This window comes from Rhodococcus sp. 05-2255-1e (assembly GCF_002259025.1).
GTDB classification, from domain to species: Bacteria; Actinomycetota; Actinomycetes; order Mycobacteriales; family Mycobacteriaceae; genus Rhodococcoides; species Rhodococcoides fascians.
The window spans coordinates 121,346-140,247 of the sequence record NZ_NOZE01000010.1 but is presented as its reverse complement, the minus strand read 5'-3'; the positions used below and the strand labels follow the sequence as shown (position 1 = coordinate 140,247).

The window sequence follows — 18,902 nt, the reverse complement described above, 5'->3', positions numbered from 1 at the left end:
CGTCGTCAGGCCTCGAAATCGAACTTCGTCAACAGCGCTTTGCGCTGCCGATCCCCGAGTCCGCGCAGTCGACGAGTGGGCGCGATCTCCAACTCCGTCATCAGCTCCGCGGCCTTGACCTTGCCCACCTTCGGCAACGCCTCGAGCAATGCGGATACCTTCATCTTGCCGAGAATCTCGTCCGTCTCGGCGTCCTTGAGAACCTGCTTGAGGTCGGTGCCGCCGCGCTTGAGGCGCTCCTTGAGCTCGGCGCGAGCCTTGCGGGCGATAGCTGCCTTTTCGAGGGCAGCAGCGCGCTGCTCGGGGGTCAACTGGGGAAGGGCCACTGTCGGTTCCTCCGTCTTCTCGTTTCGGGGCGAGCGACCGGTCCGATCAGGATCGGTTCGCCGCTCATCGGTAGGTGCCTGCCGAGGACCATCCGTGCAGGGATTCCCGGTCGATTCGCATTGTCGTCGGCAGCGTTAGCGACCGTACCGACGACGGGCGCTCACCGCTAACCCACCCCCACACGCTCGCCGACGCGACCATGGACTATGCGAGACCCGCTTCGATCTCGTCACGCAACTGCGTCGCCGCCGCACGCAACGCCGTCACCGACGGACCCGCCGCCAGCACACTCCGAGAAGAGTTCGGCAACAGCAGCTCTCGGCAATCACGGAAGATCTCTGCCAGATCGTTCACCGTGGCACCCTGGGCACCCAGGCCGGGCGCGAGCACCGGCCCGCGATAGCCCGACAGATCGAGGCCGTGATCACGGGTGGCCCCGACCACCAGGCCCACCGTGTCTGCATCGACACGGTTGCGCGCAGCCGCCGCGTCGACGATCGACTGCGCAACGGACCCACCCGTCGACATCGACGCGTGTTGCAGCGCGGAGCCCTCCGGATTCGACGTCCGGGCAAGGACGAACACGCCGCGGTCGTGAGCGACAGCTCGGTCGATTGCCGCACCCAACGAGTCGAACCCCAGGTACGGCGACACCGTGACGGCATCGGACGACAACGGAGAACCCGGCTCCAGCCACGCCTGCGCGTACGCATCCATCGTCGTTCCGATATCGCCGCGCTTGGCATCGGCGATCACCAACGTGCCTGCGTCCCGCAACACCCCGACAGTGCGCTCGAGAACCGCATAGCCGGCCGAACCGTACGACTCGAAGAACGCCACCTGAGGCTTGACGACAGCCACCTCACCGACGAACGCCTCCACACACAGCTCGGCGAAGACCTCGAGACCGTCCGCCGAGCGCGGCAGGTCCCACGCCTCGAGCAGAGCCGGATGCGGATCGATGCCGACGCACAGCCGACCGCGCGCGGCGACCGCTGCCCGGAGCCGGTCCGACCAACTGTGGTGATGACTCACGGCAGAACCAGGCCTTCCTTCAGACCCGCATGCAGATCCTGCAGGGAACGAACACCGATTCCACCGGCGATGGCGGCCTCGATGCCCTGCACTGCGGCCGACGCACCCTGCACCGTGGTGATGCACGGAATGTTCTGCGCCACAGCGGCACTACGGATTTCGTAACCGTCGACGCGGGGACCGGAGTTACCGTACGGGGTATTGATGACCATCGCGATGTCGCCGGCCAGAATGCGGTCGACGATCGTCTGCTCACCCTCCGGGACATCCTCGCCCGACTGCTTGTACACCTGCTCGCACTTGATTCCGTTGCGCCGCAACACATCTGCGGTTCCCTCGGTGGCCAGGATGTCGAACCCGAGATCGGCGAGTCGTTTCACCGGGAAGATCAACGAGCGCTTGTCCTTGTTCGCCACGGATACGAACACCGCGCCACCGGCGGGCAACGATCCGTATGCGGCGGTCTGGCTCTTGGCGAAAGCGGTACCGAAATCGAAGTCGATTCCCATCACCTCGCCGGTGGACTTCATCTCGGGGCTGAGCAGTGTGTCGACGCCGGTTCCGTCCGCGCGGCGGAACCTGTTGAACGGCAACACCGCTTCCTTGACGGCGATAGGCGCACCCGCCGGGACGGTGCCACCGTCTCCGGTCTTCGGCAGGATTCCCGCAGTCCGAAGTTCGGCGATGCTCTCCCCCAACATCACTCGGGCGCAGGCCTTCGCCAGCTGCACGGCCGTCGCCTTGGACACGAACGGCACCGTCCGGCTGGCTCGAGGGTTGGCCTCGAGGACGTACAGAATGTCGTCCTTGAGGGCGTACTGCACGTTCAGCAGGCCCTGGACACCGATTCCCTTCGCGAGAGCTTCGGTCGATCGACGCACGTTCTCCAGGTCGGTCTTGCCGAGCGTGATCGGCGGGAGTGCACATGCGGAGTCGCCGGAGTGGATGCCGGCCTCCTCGATGTGCTCCATGATGCCGCCGATGTAGACCTCGGTGCCGTCGCACAGCGCGTCGACGTCGATCTCCACGGCATCTTCCAGGAACCGGTCGACCAGCACCGGTCGGTCGTCCGAGATCTCCGTCGCGTTGGAGATGTAGGTCGCCAGGGATGCCTCGTCGTAGACGATCTCCATACCGCGTCCGCCCAGCACGTACGACGGGCGCACCAGCACCGGGTAACCGATTCCTGCGGCGATCTCACGGGCCCCGTCGAACGTCGTCGCGGTGCCGTATTTGGCTGCCGGCAGTCCGGCCGCGTCCAGAACCTTGCCGAACTCACCGCGGTCCTCGGCGAGGTCGATGGCCTCGGGCGAGGTTCCGACGATGGGTACGCCTGCGGCTTTCAGTCGCTTCGCCAGACCGAGCGGGGTCTGTCCGCCCAGCTGCACGATGACTCCACGAACCGTGCCCGACGCCGCCTCTGCTCGGTAGACCTCGAGCACGTCCTCGAACGTCAGCGGCTCGAAGTACAGGCGGTCGGCGGTGTCGTAGTCGGTGGAGACGGTCTCGGGGTTGCAGTTGACCATGACCGTCTCGTAGCCGGCCTCGGACAGCGTCAGCGCCGCATGCACACAGCTGTAGTCGAATTCGATGCCCTGACCGATCCGGTTGGGACCGGATCCGAGGATCAGGACCTTGGGCCGGTCCGGCTGCGGGGCAACCTCGGTCTCGGCTTCGGGGTCGAGCTCGTAGGTGCCGTAGTGGTACGGGGTCTTGGCCTCGAACTCCGCCGCACAGGTGTCGACGGTCTTGTAGACCGGGTGCACACCGAGCTCGTCGCGCAGCGCCCGCACACCGTCCTCACCGTCGAGTTCGGGTCGCAGAGCGGCGATCTGACGATCGGACAGACCGTGGTACTTGGCCTGACGCAGCAGCGCCTCGTCGAATTCGGCCGCCTCGCGAACCTGGACGCCGAGTTCGTGGATCTGCTGGAACTGGTCGAGGAACCACGGGTCGATCTTGGTCGCCTCGAACAGCTGCTCGAGGGTGGCACCGAGAGCGAATGCCTTCTCGATCCCGTACATCCGACCGTCCTGCGGTACGGACAGGTCCTTCAGCAACGCGTCCAGACTTTCTGTCTCGACCTCGGGGCCGGTCCAGTAGCCCGCGCGCTTGGTTTCGAGCGAGCGCATCACCTTGCCGAAAGCTTCGGTGAAGTTGCGGCCGATGGACATCGCCTCGCCGACGGACTTCATCGTCGTGGTCAGTGTGCCGTCGGCACCGGGGAACTTCTCGAACGCGAATCGCGGTGCCTTGACCACCACGTAGTCCAGCGTCGGCTCGAAGCAGGCCGGCGTCTCCTTGGTGATGTCGTTGACGATCTCATCGAGGGTGTACCCGATGGCCAGCTTGGCGGCCATCTTGGCGATCGGGTAGCCCGTGGCCTTGGACGCCAGAGCCGACGAGCGTGACACGCGCGGGTTCATCTCGATGACGACCAGTCGGCCGTCGGCCGGATCCATGGCGAACTGGATGTTGCAGCCACCGGTGTCTACGCCCACCTCGCGCAGGATGTCGATGGAGAGGTCGCGCATCTTCTGGTACTCGCGGTCGGTCAGCGTCATCGCGGGCGCAACGGTGACCGAGTCACCGGTGTGCACGCCGACCGGGTCCACGTTCTCGATGGAACAGACGATGACCACGTTGTCGCGGCCGTCTCGCATGAGCTCGAGCTCGTATTCCTTCCAGCCGAGGATGGACTCCTCGATCAGCACGTTGGCCGTCGGGGACGCCGCCAGGCCGCCTCCCGCGATCCGAGTCAGGTCCTCGTCGTTGTAGGCCAATCCCGAACCGAGCCCACCCATCGTGAACGACGGCCGGACGACGACCGGGAAACCGAGCTCGGCGACGGTCTCGCGTACCTCGTCCATCGTGTAGCAGACGGCCGACTTGGCGGATTCTCCACCGACCTTGGCGACGATGTCCTTGAACTTCTGTCGGTCCTCGCCGCGCTGGATCGCGTCGAAGTCGGCACCGATCAGTTCGACGCCGTACTTGGTGAGAATGCCCTGATCGTGCAGAGCGACAGCAGCATTGAGAGCCGTCTGTCCGCCCAGGGTCGCGAGTACGGCCTGGATGGGGTGGCCCTGCTCGGCCTCGCGAGCGAAGATCTTCTCGATGAACTCCGCGGTGATCGGCTCGACGTACGTCGCGTCGGCGAACTCCGGGTCGGTCATGATCGTGGCCGGGTTCGAGTTGACGAGGCTGACCCGCAGGCCTTCTTCGCGAAGCACTCGACACGCCTGAGTGCCGGAGTAGTCGAACTCGCAGGCCTGGCCGATGACGATCGGGCCGGATCCGATGACCAGGACGTGGTTCAGGTCTGTGCGGCGTGGCATTACTTCTTCTCCTGAAGGACGCTGGTGAAACGGTCGAAGAGGTAGGCGGCGTCGTGTGGGCCGGCCGCGGCCTCGGGGTGGTACTGCACCGAGAATGCGCTGCCGCCGATCAGCTCGACGCCCTCGACGGTGCCGTCGTTGGCGCAGGTGTGGCTGATTCGTGCGCGGCCGAAGTCGGTGTCGAATTCCTCGCCAGCTTCACCTTCGAGTGCGAATCCGTGATTCTGCGCGGTGATCGCGATCCGTCCGGTGGTGTGTTCGATCACGGGGATGTTCATGCCGCGGTGGCCGAACTTCATCTTGTACGTGCCGCGACCCAGTGCCCGCCCGAAGATCTGGTTGCCGAAGCAGATGCCGAACAGCGGCAGCTCTCGTTCGAGTACCTGCCTGGTCAGCGCGACACTCGTGTCTGCCGTGGCCGGGTCGCCCGGGCCGTTGGACAGGAACACGCCGTCCGGGTTCAGATCGAGAACCTGCTCGATGCTGGTGTTCGACGGCACCACGTGCACGCGGATACCGCGCTCGGCGAACATTCGCGGAGTGTTGGTCTTGATGCCGAGATCGACTGCCACGACGGTGAATCGAGCATCGCCGGTCGGTTCGATGGTGTACCCGGCACCGGTGGTCACTTCACCGGCGAGATCGGCACCGAGCATGGACTGCTGACCGACCACCTGCTCGAGCATCTCGTCCGAGGTGCCGAGGGCGTCGCCCGAGAACACTCCCGCCCGCATCGAACCGCGGGTGCGCAGGTGGCGGACGAGGGCGCGCGTGTCGATTCCGGCGATGCCGACGACGTTCTGCGCCTCGAGCTGATCCTGCAGAGTTCCGGTCGAACGCCAACTCGAGGTGCGGCGCGCTGGATCTCGGACGACGTAACCGGCGACCCAGATCTTGTTGGGATCCTGGGCACTGGCCGCCTCGCCGTCCTCCTGATTCCAGCCGGTGTTGCCGATCTGCGGAGCCGTGGCCACCACGATCTGGCGGTGGTAGCTCGGATCGGTCAGCGTCTCCTGGTATCCGGTCATACCGGTGCAGAAGACGGCTTCGCCGAGCGTGCACCCCTGGGCCCCGAACGTGGTGCCGCGGAACGTCCGGCCGTCCTCCAGAACAAGAACTGCGCTGCTCACGCGGTTTCCTCCTTGGTTTCTCCGGTGAAACCCTCTGTCCACACCGGGTAGATCTGCTTGTCGTCGGCCCTGAAGCCGGTGTCTATCTCGGTCCCCGTCGGCAACTCCCACCGGATCACCAGGAGACCATCCTTGGTCATGACCTTGCCCGCGAGTCCGCGCTCGGTACGGATCGCCCGGATCGATTCGTTCGGAATCCAGATGGGTGACTCGCCGTCCCGATCGAGGAGGATTCCCTTCTCGTGTCGTGACAGCTCGCCGGTGGCGCGGTGGCCGATGTCGCCCACGGCGATCCGGTCCTGCCAACTCGGCGCAATGGTGCTGCCGACGTAGAGCCCGGTGGCCGGCTGGATTCGGTTGGCACCCAGGTCGTCCGGCACGGCCGGGAACTCGCCGATGCGTCCTTCCTGACGCTTCTGACGCCCGCGCCAACCCCAGAAGATCAGCGCGATCATCAGCGCCCAGAACAGGATGAAGCCGATGACGATGAGAACTCTGTCCACGGCTCTACTCCCCTGCCCTGTTCGCCACGACTCCGTCGCGGACGGTGATACGTCCACGGAAGACGGTCGTGGTCACCTTGGACGAGAAGCTCATGTCCTCGAACGGTGTGTTGTGTGCGACGCTGGCGAGCTTCTTGCCCGACACCGTCCAGTCGGCCCTCGGATCGACCAGCGTCAGGTTGGCGATTTCGCCCACCTCGATCGGACGGCCCTGATCGGCCAGGCCGACGATCTCGGCCGGACGTTCGCTCATGACCCTCGCCACACCGCGCCAGTCCAGCAGACCCGGGTTCACCATCGTGTCGACGACGATCGACAGCGCGGTCTCCAGTCCGAGCATCCCGGGCCGCGCGATGGAGAACTCACAGCACTTGTCCTGCTCGGCATGCGGTGCGTGATCGGTTGCCACGCAATCGATCACGCCGTCGGCAAGACCCCTGCGCAACGCGTCCACGTCGGACTTCTCGCGCAACGGCGGGTTCACCTTGTTGACGGCGTCGTACGTCTCCAGACGCGAGTCGTCGAGGAGCAGGTGATGGGGCGTTACCTCGGCGGTGATCGAAATTCCCTGCCCCCGAGCCCATTTCAGCAGCTCGACGGTGCCGGCAGTGGAGGCATGGCAGATGTGCACCCGCGCATTCGCGTCCCGAGCGAGCAGGGCATCGCGCGCGACGATCGATTCCTCGGCGGCACGGGGCCAACCGGTGAGACCGAGCCGGGCGGCGTTGGGACCCTCGTGAGCGACCGAACCGACGGTCAATCGCGGCTCTTCCGCATGCTGGGCGATCAACACTCCGAGCGAACTCGAATACTCCAGTGCGCGACGCATGATCAGTGGGTCGTCGACGCAGTGGCCGTCGTCGGAGAACATCTTGACCCGACCGACCCCGGCAGCCATCGTGGCCATCTCGGCCAGCTGCTTGCCTTCGAGCCCCACGGTGACGGCCCCGACGGGGTGCACGTCGACCAGCCCGACTTCCTGTCCGCGGCGCCACACATGGTCGGTCACGACGACCGAATCCGCGACCGGCGAGGTGTTGGCCATGGCGAACACGGCGGTGTACCCACCCAGAGCGGCTGCGGCGGAGCCGGATTCGATGGTCTCGGTGTCTTCCCGACCGGGCTCCCGCAGATGGGTGTGCATGTCGACGAAGCCGGGCAGCAGAACCTGGCCGCGCGCCTCGACCACGTCGGCACCGTCGGCGTCGACGTCGGGCCCGATCTCGACGATCTCCTCGCCCGTGATCAGGACGTTCGTTTCGGGGCCCTCGCCGTACAGCAGGACTCCACGCAGCAGTACAGACGGTGCCGGAGCGGTCATGATGCTCCCCCGTCCGAACCGACCAGCAATCGGAACAGGACTGCCATCCGCACGTGAACTCCATTCGTAACCTGTTGCAAGACTGCAGTTTTGGGCGAGTCGGCCACCGAGGACGCGATCTCCATACCGCGCAGCATCGGCCCCGGATGCAGCACCACGGCGTGCTCGGGCAGCAAGTCGAGTCGGCGCTGCGAAAGCCCGTACGTGATCGAGTACTCCCGCGCCGACGGAAAGAACCCGCCGTTCATCCGCTCGGCCTGCACCCGAAGCATCAACACCGCGTCCAACCCGGGTAGCTCGGCATCGATGTCGTGCGAGACCCGAACCGGCCAGCCCTCGACACCGACCGGCAGCAGAGTCGGCGGCGCTACCAGCACGACGTCGGCTCCGAGGGTGGACAGGAGAATCGCATTCGATCGCGCTACCCGGCTGTGCAGAACATCGCCGACGATCGCGATCCGGCGACCGGCGATACCGCCGAGGCGTTGCCGAACCGTCAGGGCGTCGAGTAACGCCTGTGTGGGGTGTTCGTGGGTACCGTCGCCCGCATTGATGACCGCCGGACCGGCACCGGTGGAACGACCATCGAGACCAGCGCCTTGGTCGGCGGTCCACCGAGCGATCTGGTGCGCGGCACCCGACGCAGGGTGGCGGACGATGAGTGCGTCGGCACCGGCCGCGCGCAGGGTCATCGCAGTGTCGCGGAGGGACTCCCCCTTGGATACCGACGAACTACTGGCACTGACGTTGATCACATCGGCGCTCATCCATTTGCCCGCGACCTCGAACGACACCCGAGTTCGGGTGGAGTTCTCGAAGAAGACGGTCATGATCGTCCGGCCGCGCAACGTCGGCAGCTTCTTGACCTCGCGACCGAGCAGTGCCTGCTCGAAACGCTCGGCCTCGTCGAGCAGTTCGGTGGCGGATTCCGCAGTGAGGTCGGCGACCGACAGCAGGTGTTTCATCGCGTCGATCCTCCCTCGGACAAGCTGACGCCATCCCGCCCGTCGTGCTCGGAGAGCAGCACCGAGACGTCCTCGGAGCGGGCCGTGGGCACGTTCTTGCCCACGTAATCCGCCCGGAGGGGAAGTTCGCGGTGGCCGCGATCGATCAGGACCGCGAGTTGGACGGCGCGAGGGCGTCCGAGATCGCGCAGCGCGTCGAGCGCCGAGCGGACGGTACGGCCGGAGAACAGCACGTCGTCGACCAGAACGACCAAAGCATCGTCGACTCCGCCGGTCGGCACCGAGGTGCGTTCGAGTGGACGGTGCGGTTTGTTGCGCAGATCGTCGCGGTACAGGGTGATGTCGAGCGAGCCGAGCGGGGGCCGCACGCCGGAGAACGCCTCGATACGTTCGGCGAGACGCTCGGCCAGGGTGGTACCGCGAGTGGGAATGCCCAGTAGCACGACACGCGGCGAGTCGGGAGCGTCGAGCGCGGTCTTCTCGATGATCTGGTGAGCCATGCGAGAGATGGTCCGACCTACATCGGCTGCGGACAGCAGCTCACGGACGGCAGAATCGGCGGATGAACTTTCGGGCGCAGGCAAACTACGACCTCCTTCTCCGCCTCTCTGGACGGATCGTTAAAGGATGTCTGGCACTAGAACTGCGTAAAGCCTAGCAACGCTCTGCGAACCGAACCCACCAGGCTCGCAGAGCGTTCGGTCACACTGCCGTGGACGGGTGTGTCACAGATCGGAGTCGACCGTCGCATCGTCCGGGCCTGCGGCCTGGGGACGCGACGACACAGCAGCCGCAGCGGCGCGAACCTGCGGTGCCACGAGCACGATCTGGCCGAGTACACCGTTGACGAAGCCCGGCGAATCGTCGGTGGACAGCTGCTTGGCCAGCTCGACGGCCTCGTCGACAGCAACGACCGGTGGGACGTCGGTGGCGTGGAAGAGCTCCCACACCGCGACCCGCAAGATCGCCCGATCGACTGCGGGCAGGCGGCCGATCGTCCAATCCTTGAGATGATCGGCGATCACGCCGTCGAGTCGGTCCAGGTTCTCCGCCACCCCCTCGACCAGCGTGGAGGTGTACTCACTGACCGGTGCGATCGTGTCGTCGCCGCGCGCGAGTTCGATCCGTTCGCTGGTCAGATTCACCGGGTCGACGTTGCGCGCTTCTGCCTCGAACAGGAAATCCACGGCACGCTTGCGGGCCTTGTGGCGCGCACCCAGCTTCTTCGCACCGGGGACGCCGTTCTGCGAACCGGAGGATGTCGACTTCTTCGATGACACGTTAGGAGTTCACACGCCCGAGGTAGTTGCCGTCACGGGAATCGACCTTGAGCTTGTCGCCGGTGTTGATGAACAACGGCACCGAGATCTCGGCTCCGGTCTCGAGCGTGGCCGGCTTGGTGCCACCGGTCGAGCGGTCTCCCTGCAAGCCGGGGTCGGTGTGCTTGACCTCGAGCTCGACGGTGACGGGCAGCTCGACGTACAGCGGGACGCCCTCGTGCATCGCGACCTGGACGCGGAGGTTCTCGAGCAGGAATCGCGCGCCGTCGCCGACGGTCGCCTCACCGATGGAGAGCTGGTCGTAGGTGTCGGCATCCATGAACACGTAGTCGCTACCGTCGTGGTAGAGGTACGTCATGTCGCGTCGGTCGACCGTTGCGGTCTCGACCTTCACACCGGCGTTGAACGTCTTGTCGACGACCTTGCCCGACAGCACGTTCTTGAGCTTGGTTCGCACGAACGCAGGCCCCTTACCGGGCTTGACGTGCTGAAATTCGATGATCGACCACAGCTGGTTCTCCAGGTTGAGAACCAGTCCGTTCTTGAAATCGCTGGTGGAAGCCACTTGCTTCGCGTCTCCTCAATCGTTTGTGCGCGTGACGCGCCGTCGGTCACGTGCGGGATTCGCTCCCGCCCGCGCGCTAGACGGACGTGAGTTCCTTGCTTGTCAGGGTGAGCAGTTCCGGACCCTCGTCGCGAACGACGAGTGTGTCCTCGATCCGAACGCCGCCGCGGCCGGAGAAGTAGACACCCGGTTCGACGGTGACCGCTGCACCGCTCAGCAGTGTACCGGTGCTCGACTTCGCGATTCCCGGCGCTTCGTGAATTTCGAGGCCGACTCCGTGACCGAGCCCGTGCAGGAAGTACTCGCCGTACCCTGCCTCCTCGATGACCGACCGCGATGCGGCGTCGACCGAAGCGGTCTCGATACCGGGTGCCAGCGCCTCTCGGCCCGCGGCCTGCGACCGCTGCACCAGTTCGTACAGCTCGCGCTGCCACTGCGCCGGCTCACCGATGACGAAGGTGCGCGTCATGTCCGAGTGGTACCCGGCCACCAGCGCGCCGAAGTCCAGCTTGACGAAGTCCCCCTCGGCCAGGACGGCGTCGGTCGGCCGGTGATGCGGCACCGCGGAGTTCGCCCCGGCGGCAACGATGGTCTCGAACGAGACGGCGTCGGCACCGTGATCGAGCATCAGCGATTCGAGCTCGCGAGCCACCTCACGCTCGGTCCGGCCCGCGCGAATCCCGCCGCCGCTCAGAAGCTCGGCGAGCGCGTCGTCGGCGGCGCGGCACGCGTCTCGAAGCACACCCACCTCGTACTCGTCCTTGACCATGCGCAGCGATTCCACGACTCCCGGCGCGCGCACCAGTTCGAGGCCGCCGTGGAGCTGAGCCCACGCACGATGGGCGTCGACCGTGACCACATGACTCTCGAAGCCGACACGGGTGCCGCGACCGGAAATACCGGCACCGAGCAGGTGCAGCGCCGACGCGCGGTCGATCTCTGCGCGCAAATCGGGAACCTGCTCGGCGACCTGGGTGACGTAGCGGCCGTCGGTGCAGATCACTGTTCGCTCGTCACCACCGGTCGACACGAGCAGCGCGGCATTCGAGCCGGTGAAGCCGGTCAGGTAGCGCACATTGAGCAGGTCGGTGATCAGAATCGAGTCGAGGCCGTCCTGGGTCAACAGCTCTCGCAAGGCACCGCGGCGGGCGCCGAAATCAGCAGACATGTTCCCGACATTACTGGTCGGCCGTCAACGGATCGGGAGCCTCGGCTGCGCCGCCCCCACTGCGAACCTGTGGGCCCCGACACACAATCGGCCACGTGCGGATATGCTGTGCCGCATGACTGGGTGGGCAGTGCGTGGCATAGGTATGGCTTTGATCAACGTCGTCGCTCGACTGCTGCTGGGGGCAGCGGTGTCGATGTGGCCTCTGAGCGGTTCGGCGCTGCGATGGGTGGCGTATGCCCTCGTCGTGCTCGTCATCGCCGTCTGGGCCGGCATCGACGGGATCCGCGACCGACGCAGGAACCCCGACCCGGACAAGGGCGAGGACCTGACGATGGTCTGGCTGAAGGCTGCTGTGGTCGGCGGACTGCTTGCCGGATTGATCAGTTGGATCATCGATTTCTTCGTCGACTTCAGCCTGGGCCAGAACGGACTGATCTTCGAGCTGACTTCGGGCGCAGCGTTCACGATCCTGACGGTCTTCGTCGTCGCAAGCATCGCGATGTTCGTCGGCAGGCAGATCGTCAACCGCGAGGCGAAGAAGAAGTTGGCCACCTCCGACGCCGAGCGAGCACACGAGCGCCAGCTGGTGAACGCGGGCTCGGCCGAGCGGGCGGACCAGGCGGGCGCACGGTCGCAGGCCGAACCGCAATGGGCACCCGAGCACGGCGAGGCCGATACCGAGGTGTTCTCGGCTGTCGACGCCGACGGCAAGCCCCGGATGGACAAGCGCGGCAACCGTCACGGGAGCGCCGACGGCTCCTGATCCACGCGGCACACGTCCAACGGGCGGTGGTCGATGCACCGATGCATCGACCACCGCCCGTTGTGTGTTCAAAGCGTGTCGCAGGCGTACAACACCTGGATCTACAACATGATGGCGGAACCACCGGCCGCCGGAGCCTCGCGCCCCACAGCCGAGAAAGCCGCGACGAGCAGAGCCGGGTCCGGGCCCTCGAGTCGACCGGGCTTGGCCAATCCGTCCAGGACGACGAATCGAAGCAGGCCTGCGCGGTTCTTCTTGTCCGTCTGCATTCCCTTGAGCAGATCCGCGAACGCGTGCTCGTCGTAGGTCACCGGCAGGCCCACCGATTCGAGAATCGCCCGATGGCGGTCCGCGGTCGCGTCGTCGAGGCGGCCCGCCAGACGACCGAGCTCGGCGGCGAACACGAGCCCGACCGACACCGCGGCTCCGTGCCGCCAGCGATACTGCTCGCGTCGCTCGATGGCGTGGGCGAGGGTGTGCCCGTAGTTCAGGATCTCCCGTAGATTCGATTCCCGCAGATCGGCGGCCACGACCCTGGCCTTGACTTCCACGGACCGTCTGATGAGCTCCGGCAGTACGTCGCCGGTCGGATCGAGCGCCGCAGCGGGGTCTGCTTCGATGATGTCCAGAATCACCGGGTCGGCGATGAAGCCGGTCTTGATCACCTCGGCCAGGCCCGACACGATCTCGTTCTTCGGCACTGTCTCGAGTGTCGCGAGGTCGACCAGCACCGCGGCCGGTTCGTGGAACGAGCCGACCAGGTTCTTGCCGGCATCGGTGTTGATTCCGGTCTTTCCACCGACGGCGGCGTCGACCATGGCCAGCAGAGTCGTCGGAACGTGGACGATTCGAACGCCGCGCATCCACGTCGCCGCAACGAAACCGGCGAGATCGGTGGCCGCGCCGCCGCCGAGCGAGACGATGGCGTCACTTCTGGTCAGGCCGATGCGTCCCAGCACCTCCCAGCAGAATCCGGCGACCGCGAGGTCCTTGCCGTCCTCGGCGTCCGGAATTTCGATGCGGTGTGCATCGATCCCCTTGTCCGCCAACGCTGCTCGCACTGCTTCGGCCGTCTCGGCCAGGGGTGGCTGATGGAAGATCGCGACCGTCGCGGTTCCGGCGAGCTCGTCGACGAGGTCCGTCAACAGGCCTCGGCCGATGATCACCGGGTAAGGGTTGGCACTCTCGACCTGGACGCGTACGGGCTCTGTCATCGAATCACCTTCATCTACTGGGGGTTTCGTCGTTCACTTCGCGAACGGGCACCGGTGCGAGAGCAGTGAGCTTGGCCACCAACTGATTCACGACTCGGGCCGGACTACGACTGTCCGTCCGCACTCGCACGGTGGCAACCGAGCGATAGAGGGGGCGGCGGTGACGCATCAATTCCTGGTATTTGGCGCGCGGGTCCGGGCCCGCGAGCAGTGGCCGAGACGTGTTGGCTCCCGTTCGCCGAAGCCCCTCCGACACACTGATTTCCAGATAGACCACAGTGTGCGCGGCGAGCAGCTTTCGGGTTGCAGCCGACAACACGGCTCCGCCGCCGAGGGAAAGAATGCCGTCGTGCGAGGCCAGGGCATCGGCGACTATCCGCTCTTCGATCTCGCGAAATGCAGGCTCACCGTCGTGCGAGAAGATATCGGCGATGGTTCGCCCGGTTTTTCGTTCGATGGCCACGTCGGTATCGAACAGATCCAGATTCAACGCCTGGGCCAGTCGCCGTCCGATGGTCGATTTTCCTGCACCCGGCGGTCCGACGAGGACCGCGTACGGGCTCATCGCGGAGGTCGGGCGGCGGTGCCCTTCACGTAGTGGTCGACGTTGCTCGTCGTCTCCGCCAGCGAATCCCCACCGAACTTCTCCAACGCTGCCTGCGCGAGCACGAGGGCAACCATCGTCTCCGCCACGACTCCGGCGGCCGGAACAGCGCACACGTCCGAGCGCTGGTGGATGGCAACCGCCTCGTCGCCGGTCGACATGTCCACCGTCGACAGGGCGCGGGGAACCGTGGAGATGGGCTTCATCGCCGCACGCACCCGCAGAGCCTCACCGTTGGTCATTCCGCCTTCGATCCCGCCCGCACGGTTCGTCGAGCGGAGAACTCCGTCGGGCCCCGGCTTGATCTCGTCGTGTGCGACACTGCCGCGTCGGCGCGCGGTCTCGAAACCGTCGCCCACCTCTACACCCTTGATCGCCTGGATGCCCATCAGCGCAGCCGCCAGTCTGGCGTCGAGCTTGCGTTCACCCGAGACGAACGAGCCGAGGCCGACCGGCAGTCCGTGCACGACGACCTCGACGATGCCGCCGAGGGTGTCGCCGTCTTTCTTGGCGGCTTCGATCTCGGCGATCATGGACTCCTCGGCGGCCTTGTCGAAGGCCCTTACCGGAGACTCGTCGATGGCATCGATGTCCGCGCCCGCGGGCGGCGGGCCGACGTAGGGATCCGAGGCACCGATGGAGATCACGTGCGAGACGACGTCGATGCCGAACGCCTGCTTCAGGAACAGCCGCGCGACCGTTCCGATCGCCACCCGCGCCGCGGTCTCACGCGCACTGGCACGCTCGAGCACCGGACGTGCGTCGTCGAAGCCGTACTTCAGCATCCCGGAGAAATCGGCATGCCCGGGTCGTGGTCGAGTCAGTGGAGAGTTACGGGCCAGATCGGCGAGGACGGCCTCGTCGACGGGGTCGGCCGACATCACCTGTTCCCACTTCGGCCATTCGGTGTTGCCGACCTCGATCGCCACAGGCCCGCCCATGGTCCGGCCGTGACGAACGCCGCCCGTGAGGGTCACCTTGTCCGCTTCGAACTTCATGCGGGCACCGCGGCCGTAACCGAGGCGACGGCGAGCGAGTTGGCGAGCAATGTCGTCCGAGGTCACCTCGACTCCCGCGACCATTCCTTCGAGGATGGCGACGAGAGCGGGTCCGTGGGATTCTCCGGCAGTTATCCAGCGCAGCACTCGAACATCTTTTCACGCCGTGGCCGCCGCAACTGCCAGCAGGGTGGCCGCGCACATCGACGGCCCGTGCGCGATGCGCGAACCGGGGTATCCGCAGGCCGCCGCGATCGACCCCACCACGGCTGTGGCCACCGGCGCCGCCAACGCCGCGACGGTCCACCCGGCTGTACCGCCCAGGCAAGCGATCGAACCCACCGACCAGGCGAGCTTGACGTCACCCGCGCCGAACGCCCTCGGCGCACCGAGATGAACCACGAGGTAGATGCCGAACAGCAGCCCGCCGCCCAGCAGAGCCTGAGCCGAACCCGTCGCCACCAGCACTGCCGGAACCACGACCGCACCGGGAACGGTCAACACGTTCGGCAGCCGGCGACACCGCAGGTCGACGGCGATCAGCGCTGCGAACCACCACGTCAGTACGCACCAGGTGATCAGCCCCCACGACGCGGCATCCGGGCTCTCCCCGAACCGCCACCACGCCCACCCGGATCCGAGGACACACAGCGCCGGTAGAAGACGCGGCTCCCATCGACGCAACACGACGCGCAGCACCACACCGGCGACAGCACCGACCGTGACAGCAACACCCAGACTCCACATGGCTCGAAGCGTCGCACCGTGACGAACCGAGTTGCGCGCACAGTCCAGGTCACGAAAAGACCTGTGGACAACCGCCGCCCTGTGTACAGCCGATGTCTTGTGCACAGCCGATGACCCGACGGGCGCAGATCGAGGTTGCTCGCCGGTCGACCACAGACGCGGCTACAGAACGACGCCGAGCGCCTCTCGCATGGCCGATCGGGGTGCCGGCATACCGGTGAATTGCTCTACCTGCCCGTAGGCCTGGTTGAGCAGCATCGACAGTCCGCTGATGACCGTTCCGCCGGCGTCGTCGACCGCAGCGGCGAGTGCGGTCGGCCAGGGGTCGTAGATCGCATCGAGTACGACGGGTGCCCGGCCGAGAGCGGCCGCGAAGGGGGCAACTCCGGCTGCGGGCACGGTGCTGACCAGCACGGCCGACGCCGCTGCGACGTCGGCGAGCCCGGGATCGCTGAACTGTGCGAAGTCGGCGCGGAGCCCGGCGGCCACCGCGCACTCGAGAGTGGCCGTCGCACGATCGGCCGATCGAGCAACCACCGTGACCGACGCGGCACCCAGTGTTGCCAGTGCCACGATCGCGGGTCTCGACGTACCTCCTGCACCCACCACCGTCACGGCGGCACCGGTCAGATCGTCGATTCGAGCATCTCGCAGTGCGCCGACGACGCCGTCCACGTCCGTGCAGTCCGCCCGCCATCCCGACGTCGTCCGCAGCAGAGTGTTGGCCGACCCGGCCAGGACGGCGCGTTCGGTACGTTCCGACGCGTACGTCAGAGCGGCGACTTTGCCGGGCATCGTCACCGACACGCCGACCCAATCCGGCCCGAAACCGTCGACCAGTCCGGGAAGTTGCTCGGCCGTGCACTCGATGCGGTCGTAGGTCCACTCGTCGAGGCCGAGGGCGCGGTAAGCCGCCCGATGGAGCACCGGTGACTTCGAGTGCTCGATCGGGCTGCCGAGTACGGCGGCACGCATGTCAGCGGCCGCTGTCGAGGAATCCGGCTTCCACCTTGCCGATGTTGGCCAGGTGCTCGTCGTAACTGCGGGTGAACAGCGTCTCCCCAGCCTGGTTGATGGTCACGAAGTACAGCCAGTCTCCGTCGGCCGGCATCTCGACGGCCTGTACCGCACCGATGCTCGGGGACGAGATCGGAGTGGCGGGCAGCCCTTCGCTGGCATAGGTGTTCCAGGGCGTCACCGTGGCGCGATCGGCGTCGGTGGTGGCCACCTCGGTGGTGTCGAGCGAGTAGTTCACCGTCGAGTCGAATTCGAGCTTCTGCGGCACCGCGAGACGGTTGAGGATCACCCGCGCCACTTTGCTGAAGTCCTGCGGCAGGGATTCACGCTCCACCAGCGAGGCCGCGACGAGTGTGTCGTACGGGGTCAGTCCGGAGCTGCTGCCCGCGGTGAGGATTCCGGTGTCCTCGTACCGGGTGGCGCTCTCGGACACCAGTTGCTTCAGGATGTCCGCAGGAGCGGCGCTGGGATCGAAGTCCCACGTTCCGGCGGAGATCAGACCCTCGAGTTGCCGGTCTCGGTCCGGCACGCCCTCGACGCGGTCGGTTGCCCACTGCGGCACTCCCAGGGCTGCCGGATCGTCGACCGCTCCTGCTGCGTTCAGATCGTCGTAGCTGATGCACGTCGGACTGCCGCTGCCGGTCCGATCCACGCAGCTGGCCTCGGAGATCAAGGTGTAGATCCCCTTCTTGACCGAACCGGTGTTCACGTCTCTCGCGTCGTGCAGTTGACGCCCCTCCGAGATGACCATGTTTCCCACCCGCGAGGCAGGATCCACCAGCTCCTCGACCGCGCGGGAAGCCGGAACACCGCTGGTGAGCAGGTAGAAGCCCGGCTGGACCGACGTGATCGCATTGTTCTGCAGCGCAGCTTCGAGGAACGCTCCGGAACTCGCCACCACGCCCTTGTCCGCAGCCTCGGTACCAATTTGCTGGGCGGTGTCGTTGGGATGGACCTGAATCACGACTCCGTCACCGGACGAACCGGCCGCGAAGTCCTCGTTCGGTGTCGTTCGATTCCCGAACTTGTTCACTGCGAAGTACCCCCCTCCTGCCACGGCGACGACCAACAGCAGCCCGAGAACCAGGGCGACGACTCGGCCACGACGCTTCCGGCTGGACGCAGCGCGTTCCCTGCGACCGGCGGCGCGGCTCCGACCCACGGCCTGCGGCATCGCTCCGGCATCCGGGTCGACTACCGGGCCGCCGCCGGCCTCGCGGTCCGCACGACGGGTGCCCTGCGTATGCGGTTCACTGCGTTGCGGCGGCCGGGACCGATTCATACTCCGGTGGAACTCACTGCCCTCGTCCACGCGATACCCGATCGGATCGGTGTGGGCCTCGTCCGGGGCCACCCGCCGTCGACCCCGATCATCGGACCCATGGTTGCTCACTCGTCGACCTCCGTCGATCCTGAATTCGTCGTTGCTCGGTGCGCCGCGGCCCGTCGTTCGTCGAGCCAACCCTGCAGTATCGCTACCGCGGCGGCCTGGTCGATGACCGATCGCTGATCCTTCGCGCGCACACCACTCTCCCGTAAGGCACGCGACGCGCTCACCGTAGTCAGTCTCTCGTCGGCCATGCGAATCGGCACGCCGGCCAACCGCCTGTGCAGAGAACGGCCGAATCTCTCCGCCGCGTCGACTGCACTTCCACGTTCACCGCGCAACGTCCGAGGCAGTCCGATGACGACCTCGACGGCCTCGTACTCGGCGATAATTTCCGCCACCCGGACGACATCCGGCGCATCGGGTCCCTTGACCTTGGACCGCGGCACCGTTTCGACGGGCGTCGCGAGGACGCCGTCGGGGTCGGACGACGCGATGCCGATGCGAACGCTCCCGACGTCGATGCCGATGCGTCTGCCGCGGCCCGGATCGTCGACGCCGGGTCGATCGGGGCCTCGCCCCTGAGTCGGCACGATC

At 66.3% G+C, this 18,902-nt stretch carries 19 protein-coding genes; 1 reads left to right on the top strand and 18 read right to left on the bottom strand.

The features are described 5' to 3' along the window. Positions 1-5: 5 nt before the first annotated feature. The 11 genes from mihF to CH262_RS08635 all read right to left on the bottom strand — a co-directional run bounded on the left by mihF (position 6) and on the right by CH262_RS08635 (position 11,632). Entirely contained in the window at positions 6-326 is a 321-nt protein-coding gene (gene mihF / locus CH262_RS08685; RefSeq protein ID WP_027496987.1) for an integration host factor, actinobacterial type, read from the bottom strand. Positions 327-531: 205 nt separating this feature from the next. Beyond that, entirely contained in the window at positions 532-1,362 is an 831-nt protein-coding gene (gene pyrF / locus CH262_RS08680; protein ID WP_032382081.1) for an orotidine-5'-phosphate decarboxylase, read from the bottom strand. Then, a complete protein-coding gene (gene carB / locus CH262_RS08675; RefSeq protein WP_094717453.1) occupies positions 1,359-4,700 on the bottom strand; it encodes a carbamoyl-phosphate synthase large subunit in 3,342 nt (1,113 codons plus the stop codon). The genes pyrF and carB overlap by 4 nt, the downstream gene beginning before the upstream one ends. After that, positions 4,700-5,830, bottom strand: coding sequence for a glutamine-hydrolyzing carbamoyl-phosphate synthase small subunit (carA, locus tag CH262_RS08670; RefSeq protein ID WP_094717452.1), 1,131 nt, complete (start codon positions 5,828-5,830; stop codon positions 4,700-4,702). Before carA ends, carB begins: the two co-directional genes overlap by 1 nt. Beyond that, the gene (locus CH262_RS08665; protein WP_027496983.1) at positions 5,827-6,333 is read right to left on the bottom strand and encodes a PH-like domain-containing protein; all 507 of its coding nucleotides are present in this window, start codon (positions 6,331-6,333) and stop codon (positions 5,827-5,829) included. Before CH262_RS08665 ends, carA begins: the two co-directional genes overlap by 4 nt. A gap of 4 nt (positions 6,334-6,337) precedes the next feature. Further along, positions 6,338-7,654, bottom strand: a complete 1,317-nt coding sequence (locus tag CH262_RS08660) for a dihydroorotase (protein ID WP_094717451.1) — start codon at positions 7,652-7,654, stop codon at positions 6,338-6,340. Beyond that, positions 7,651-8,619 carry an aspartate carbamoyltransferase catalytic subunit gene (locus CH262_RS08655; protein WP_094717450.1) on the bottom strand — a complete coding sequence of 323 codons (969 nt, stop codon included), beginning with the start codon at positions 8,617-8,619 and terminating at the stop codon, positions 7,651-7,653. The genes CH262_RS08660 and CH262_RS08655 overlap by 4 nt, the downstream gene beginning before the upstream one ends. Beyond that, positions 8,616-9,203, bottom strand: a complete 588-nt coding sequence (gene pyrR, locus CH262_RS08650; RefSeq protein ID WP_027496980.1) for a bifunctional pyr operon transcriptional regulator/uracil phosphoribosyltransferase PyrR — start codon at positions 9,201-9,203, stop codon at positions 8,616-8,618. The genes CH262_RS08655 and pyrR overlap by 4 nt, the downstream gene beginning before the upstream one ends. A gap of 141 nt (positions 9,204-9,344) precedes the next feature. Next, positions 9,345-9,899: a transcription antitermination factor NusB gene (gene nusB, locus CH262_RS08645; RefSeq protein ID WP_032365740.1), complete on the bottom strand. Its 555-nt coding sequence runs from the start codon at positions 9,897-9,899 to the stop codon at positions 9,345-9,347. Position 9,900: 1 nt separating this feature from the next. After that, positions 9,901-10,464, bottom strand: a complete 564-nt coding sequence (gene efp, locus CH262_RS08640) for an elongation factor P (RefSeq protein ID WP_027496978.1) — start codon at positions 10,462-10,464, stop codon at positions 9,901-9,903. 76 nt (positions 10,465-10,540) lie between these two features. After that, positions 10,541-11,632, bottom strand: coding sequence for a M24 family metallopeptidase (locus CH262_RS08635; RefSeq protein WP_094717449.1), 1,092 nt, complete (start codon positions 11,630-11,632; stop codon positions 10,541-10,543). Between the two features lie 115 nt (positions 11,633-11,747). Between CH262_RS08635 and CH262_RS08630 the strand changes: the two genes are divergently transcribed. Beyond that, positions 11,748-12,398 carry a B-4DMT family transporter gene (locus CH262_RS08630; protein WP_094717531.1) on the top strand — a complete coding sequence of 217 codons (651 nt, stop codon included), beginning with the start codon at positions 11,748-11,750 and terminating at the stop codon, positions 12,396-12,398. A gap of 101 nt (positions 12,399-12,499) precedes the next feature. Here CH262_RS08630 and aroB read toward each other — a convergent pair whose 3' ends face one another. The 7 genes from aroB to ruvX form a co-directional block, all read right to left on the bottom strand. Beyond that, positions 12,500-13,612: a 3-dehydroquinate synthase gene (gene aroB, locus CH262_RS08625; RefSeq protein WP_032400783.1), complete on the bottom strand. Its 1,113-nt coding sequence runs from the start codon at positions 13,610-13,612 to the stop codon at positions 12,500-12,502. A 10-nt stretch (positions 13,613-13,622) separates the two neighbouring features. After that, complete coding sequence (locus CH262_RS08620; protein WP_027496974.1) at positions 13,623-14,177, bottom strand: shikimate kinase; 555 nt, start codon at positions 14,175-14,177, stop codon at positions 13,623-13,625. Next, positions 14,174-15,361 carry a chorismate synthase gene (gene aroC, locus CH262_RS08615; RefSeq protein ID WP_027496973.1) on the bottom strand — a complete coding sequence of 396 codons (1,188 nt, stop codon included), beginning with the start codon at positions 15,359-15,361 and terminating at the stop codon, positions 14,174-14,176. Before aroC ends, CH262_RS08620 begins: the two co-directional genes overlap by 4 nt. Positions 15,362-15,373: 12 nt before the next feature. After that, positions 15,374-15,961, bottom strand: coding sequence for a prepilin peptidase (locus tag CH262_RS08610; protein ID WP_094717448.1), 588 nt, complete (start codon positions 15,959-15,961; stop codon positions 15,374-15,376). Positions 15,962-16,123: 162 nt separating this feature from the next. Next, positions 16,124-16,936, bottom strand: coding sequence for a shikimate dehydrogenase (locus CH262_RS08605; RefSeq protein WP_094717447.1), 813 nt, complete (start codon positions 16,934-16,936; stop codon positions 16,124-16,126). Between the two features lies 1 nt (position 16,937). Beyond that, positions 16,938-18,371 (bottom strand): endolytic transglycosylase MltG, encoded by a 1,434-nt coding sequence (locus CH262_RS08600; protein ID WP_094717446.1) that lies wholly within the window; start codon positions 18,369-18,371, stop codon positions 16,938-16,940. After that, positions 18,368-18,901, bottom strand: coding sequence for a Holliday junction resolvase RuvX (ruvX, locus tag CH262_RS08595; protein ID WP_032391452.1), 534 nt, complete (start codon positions 18,899-18,901; stop codon positions 18,368-18,370). Before ruvX ends, CH262_RS08600 begins: the two co-directional genes overlap by 4 nt. Between the last annotated feature and the right edge of the window lies 1 nt (position 18,902).

Excerpts from the sequence above, each read along its gene's own strand:
- carB (WP_094717453.1), bottom strand. The coding sequence starts at position 4,700 with ATGCCACGCCGCACAGACCTGAACCACGTCCTGGTCATCGGATCCGGC.
- CH262_RS08660 (WP_094717451.1), bottom strand. The coding sequence starts at position 7,654 with ATGACCGCTCCGGCACCGTCTGTACTGCTGCGTGGAGTCCTGCTGTAC.
- CH262_RS08655 (WP_094717450.1), bottom strand. The coding sequence starts at position 8,619 with ATGAAACACCTGCTGTCGGTCGCCGACCTCACTGCGGAATCCGCCACC.
- CH262_RS08635 (WP_094717449.1), bottom strand. The coding sequence starts at position 11,632 with ATGTCTGCTGATTTCGGCGCCCGCCGCGGTGCCTTGCGAGAGCTGTTG.
- CH262_RS08630 (WP_094717531.1), top strand. The coding sequence starts at position 11,748 with ATGACTGGGTGGGCAGTGCGTGGCATAGGTATGGCTTTGATCAACGTC.
- aroB (WP_032400783.1), bottom strand. The coding sequence starts at position 13,612 with ATGACAGAGCCCGTACGCGTCCAGGTCGAGAGTGCCAACCCTTACCCG.
- CH262_RS08620 (WP_027496974.1), bottom strand. The coding sequence starts at position 14,177 with ATGAGCCCGTACGCGGTCCTCGTCGGACCGCCGGGTGCAGGAAAATCG.
- CH262_RS08610 (WP_094717448.1), bottom strand. The coding sequence starts at position 15,961 with ATGTGGAGTCTGGGTGTTGCTGTCACGGTCGGTGCTGTCGCCGGTGTG.
- CH262_RS08605 (WP_094717447.1), bottom strand. The coding sequence starts at position 16,936 with ATGCGTGCCGCCGTACTCGGCAGCCCGATCGAGCACTCGAAGTCACCG.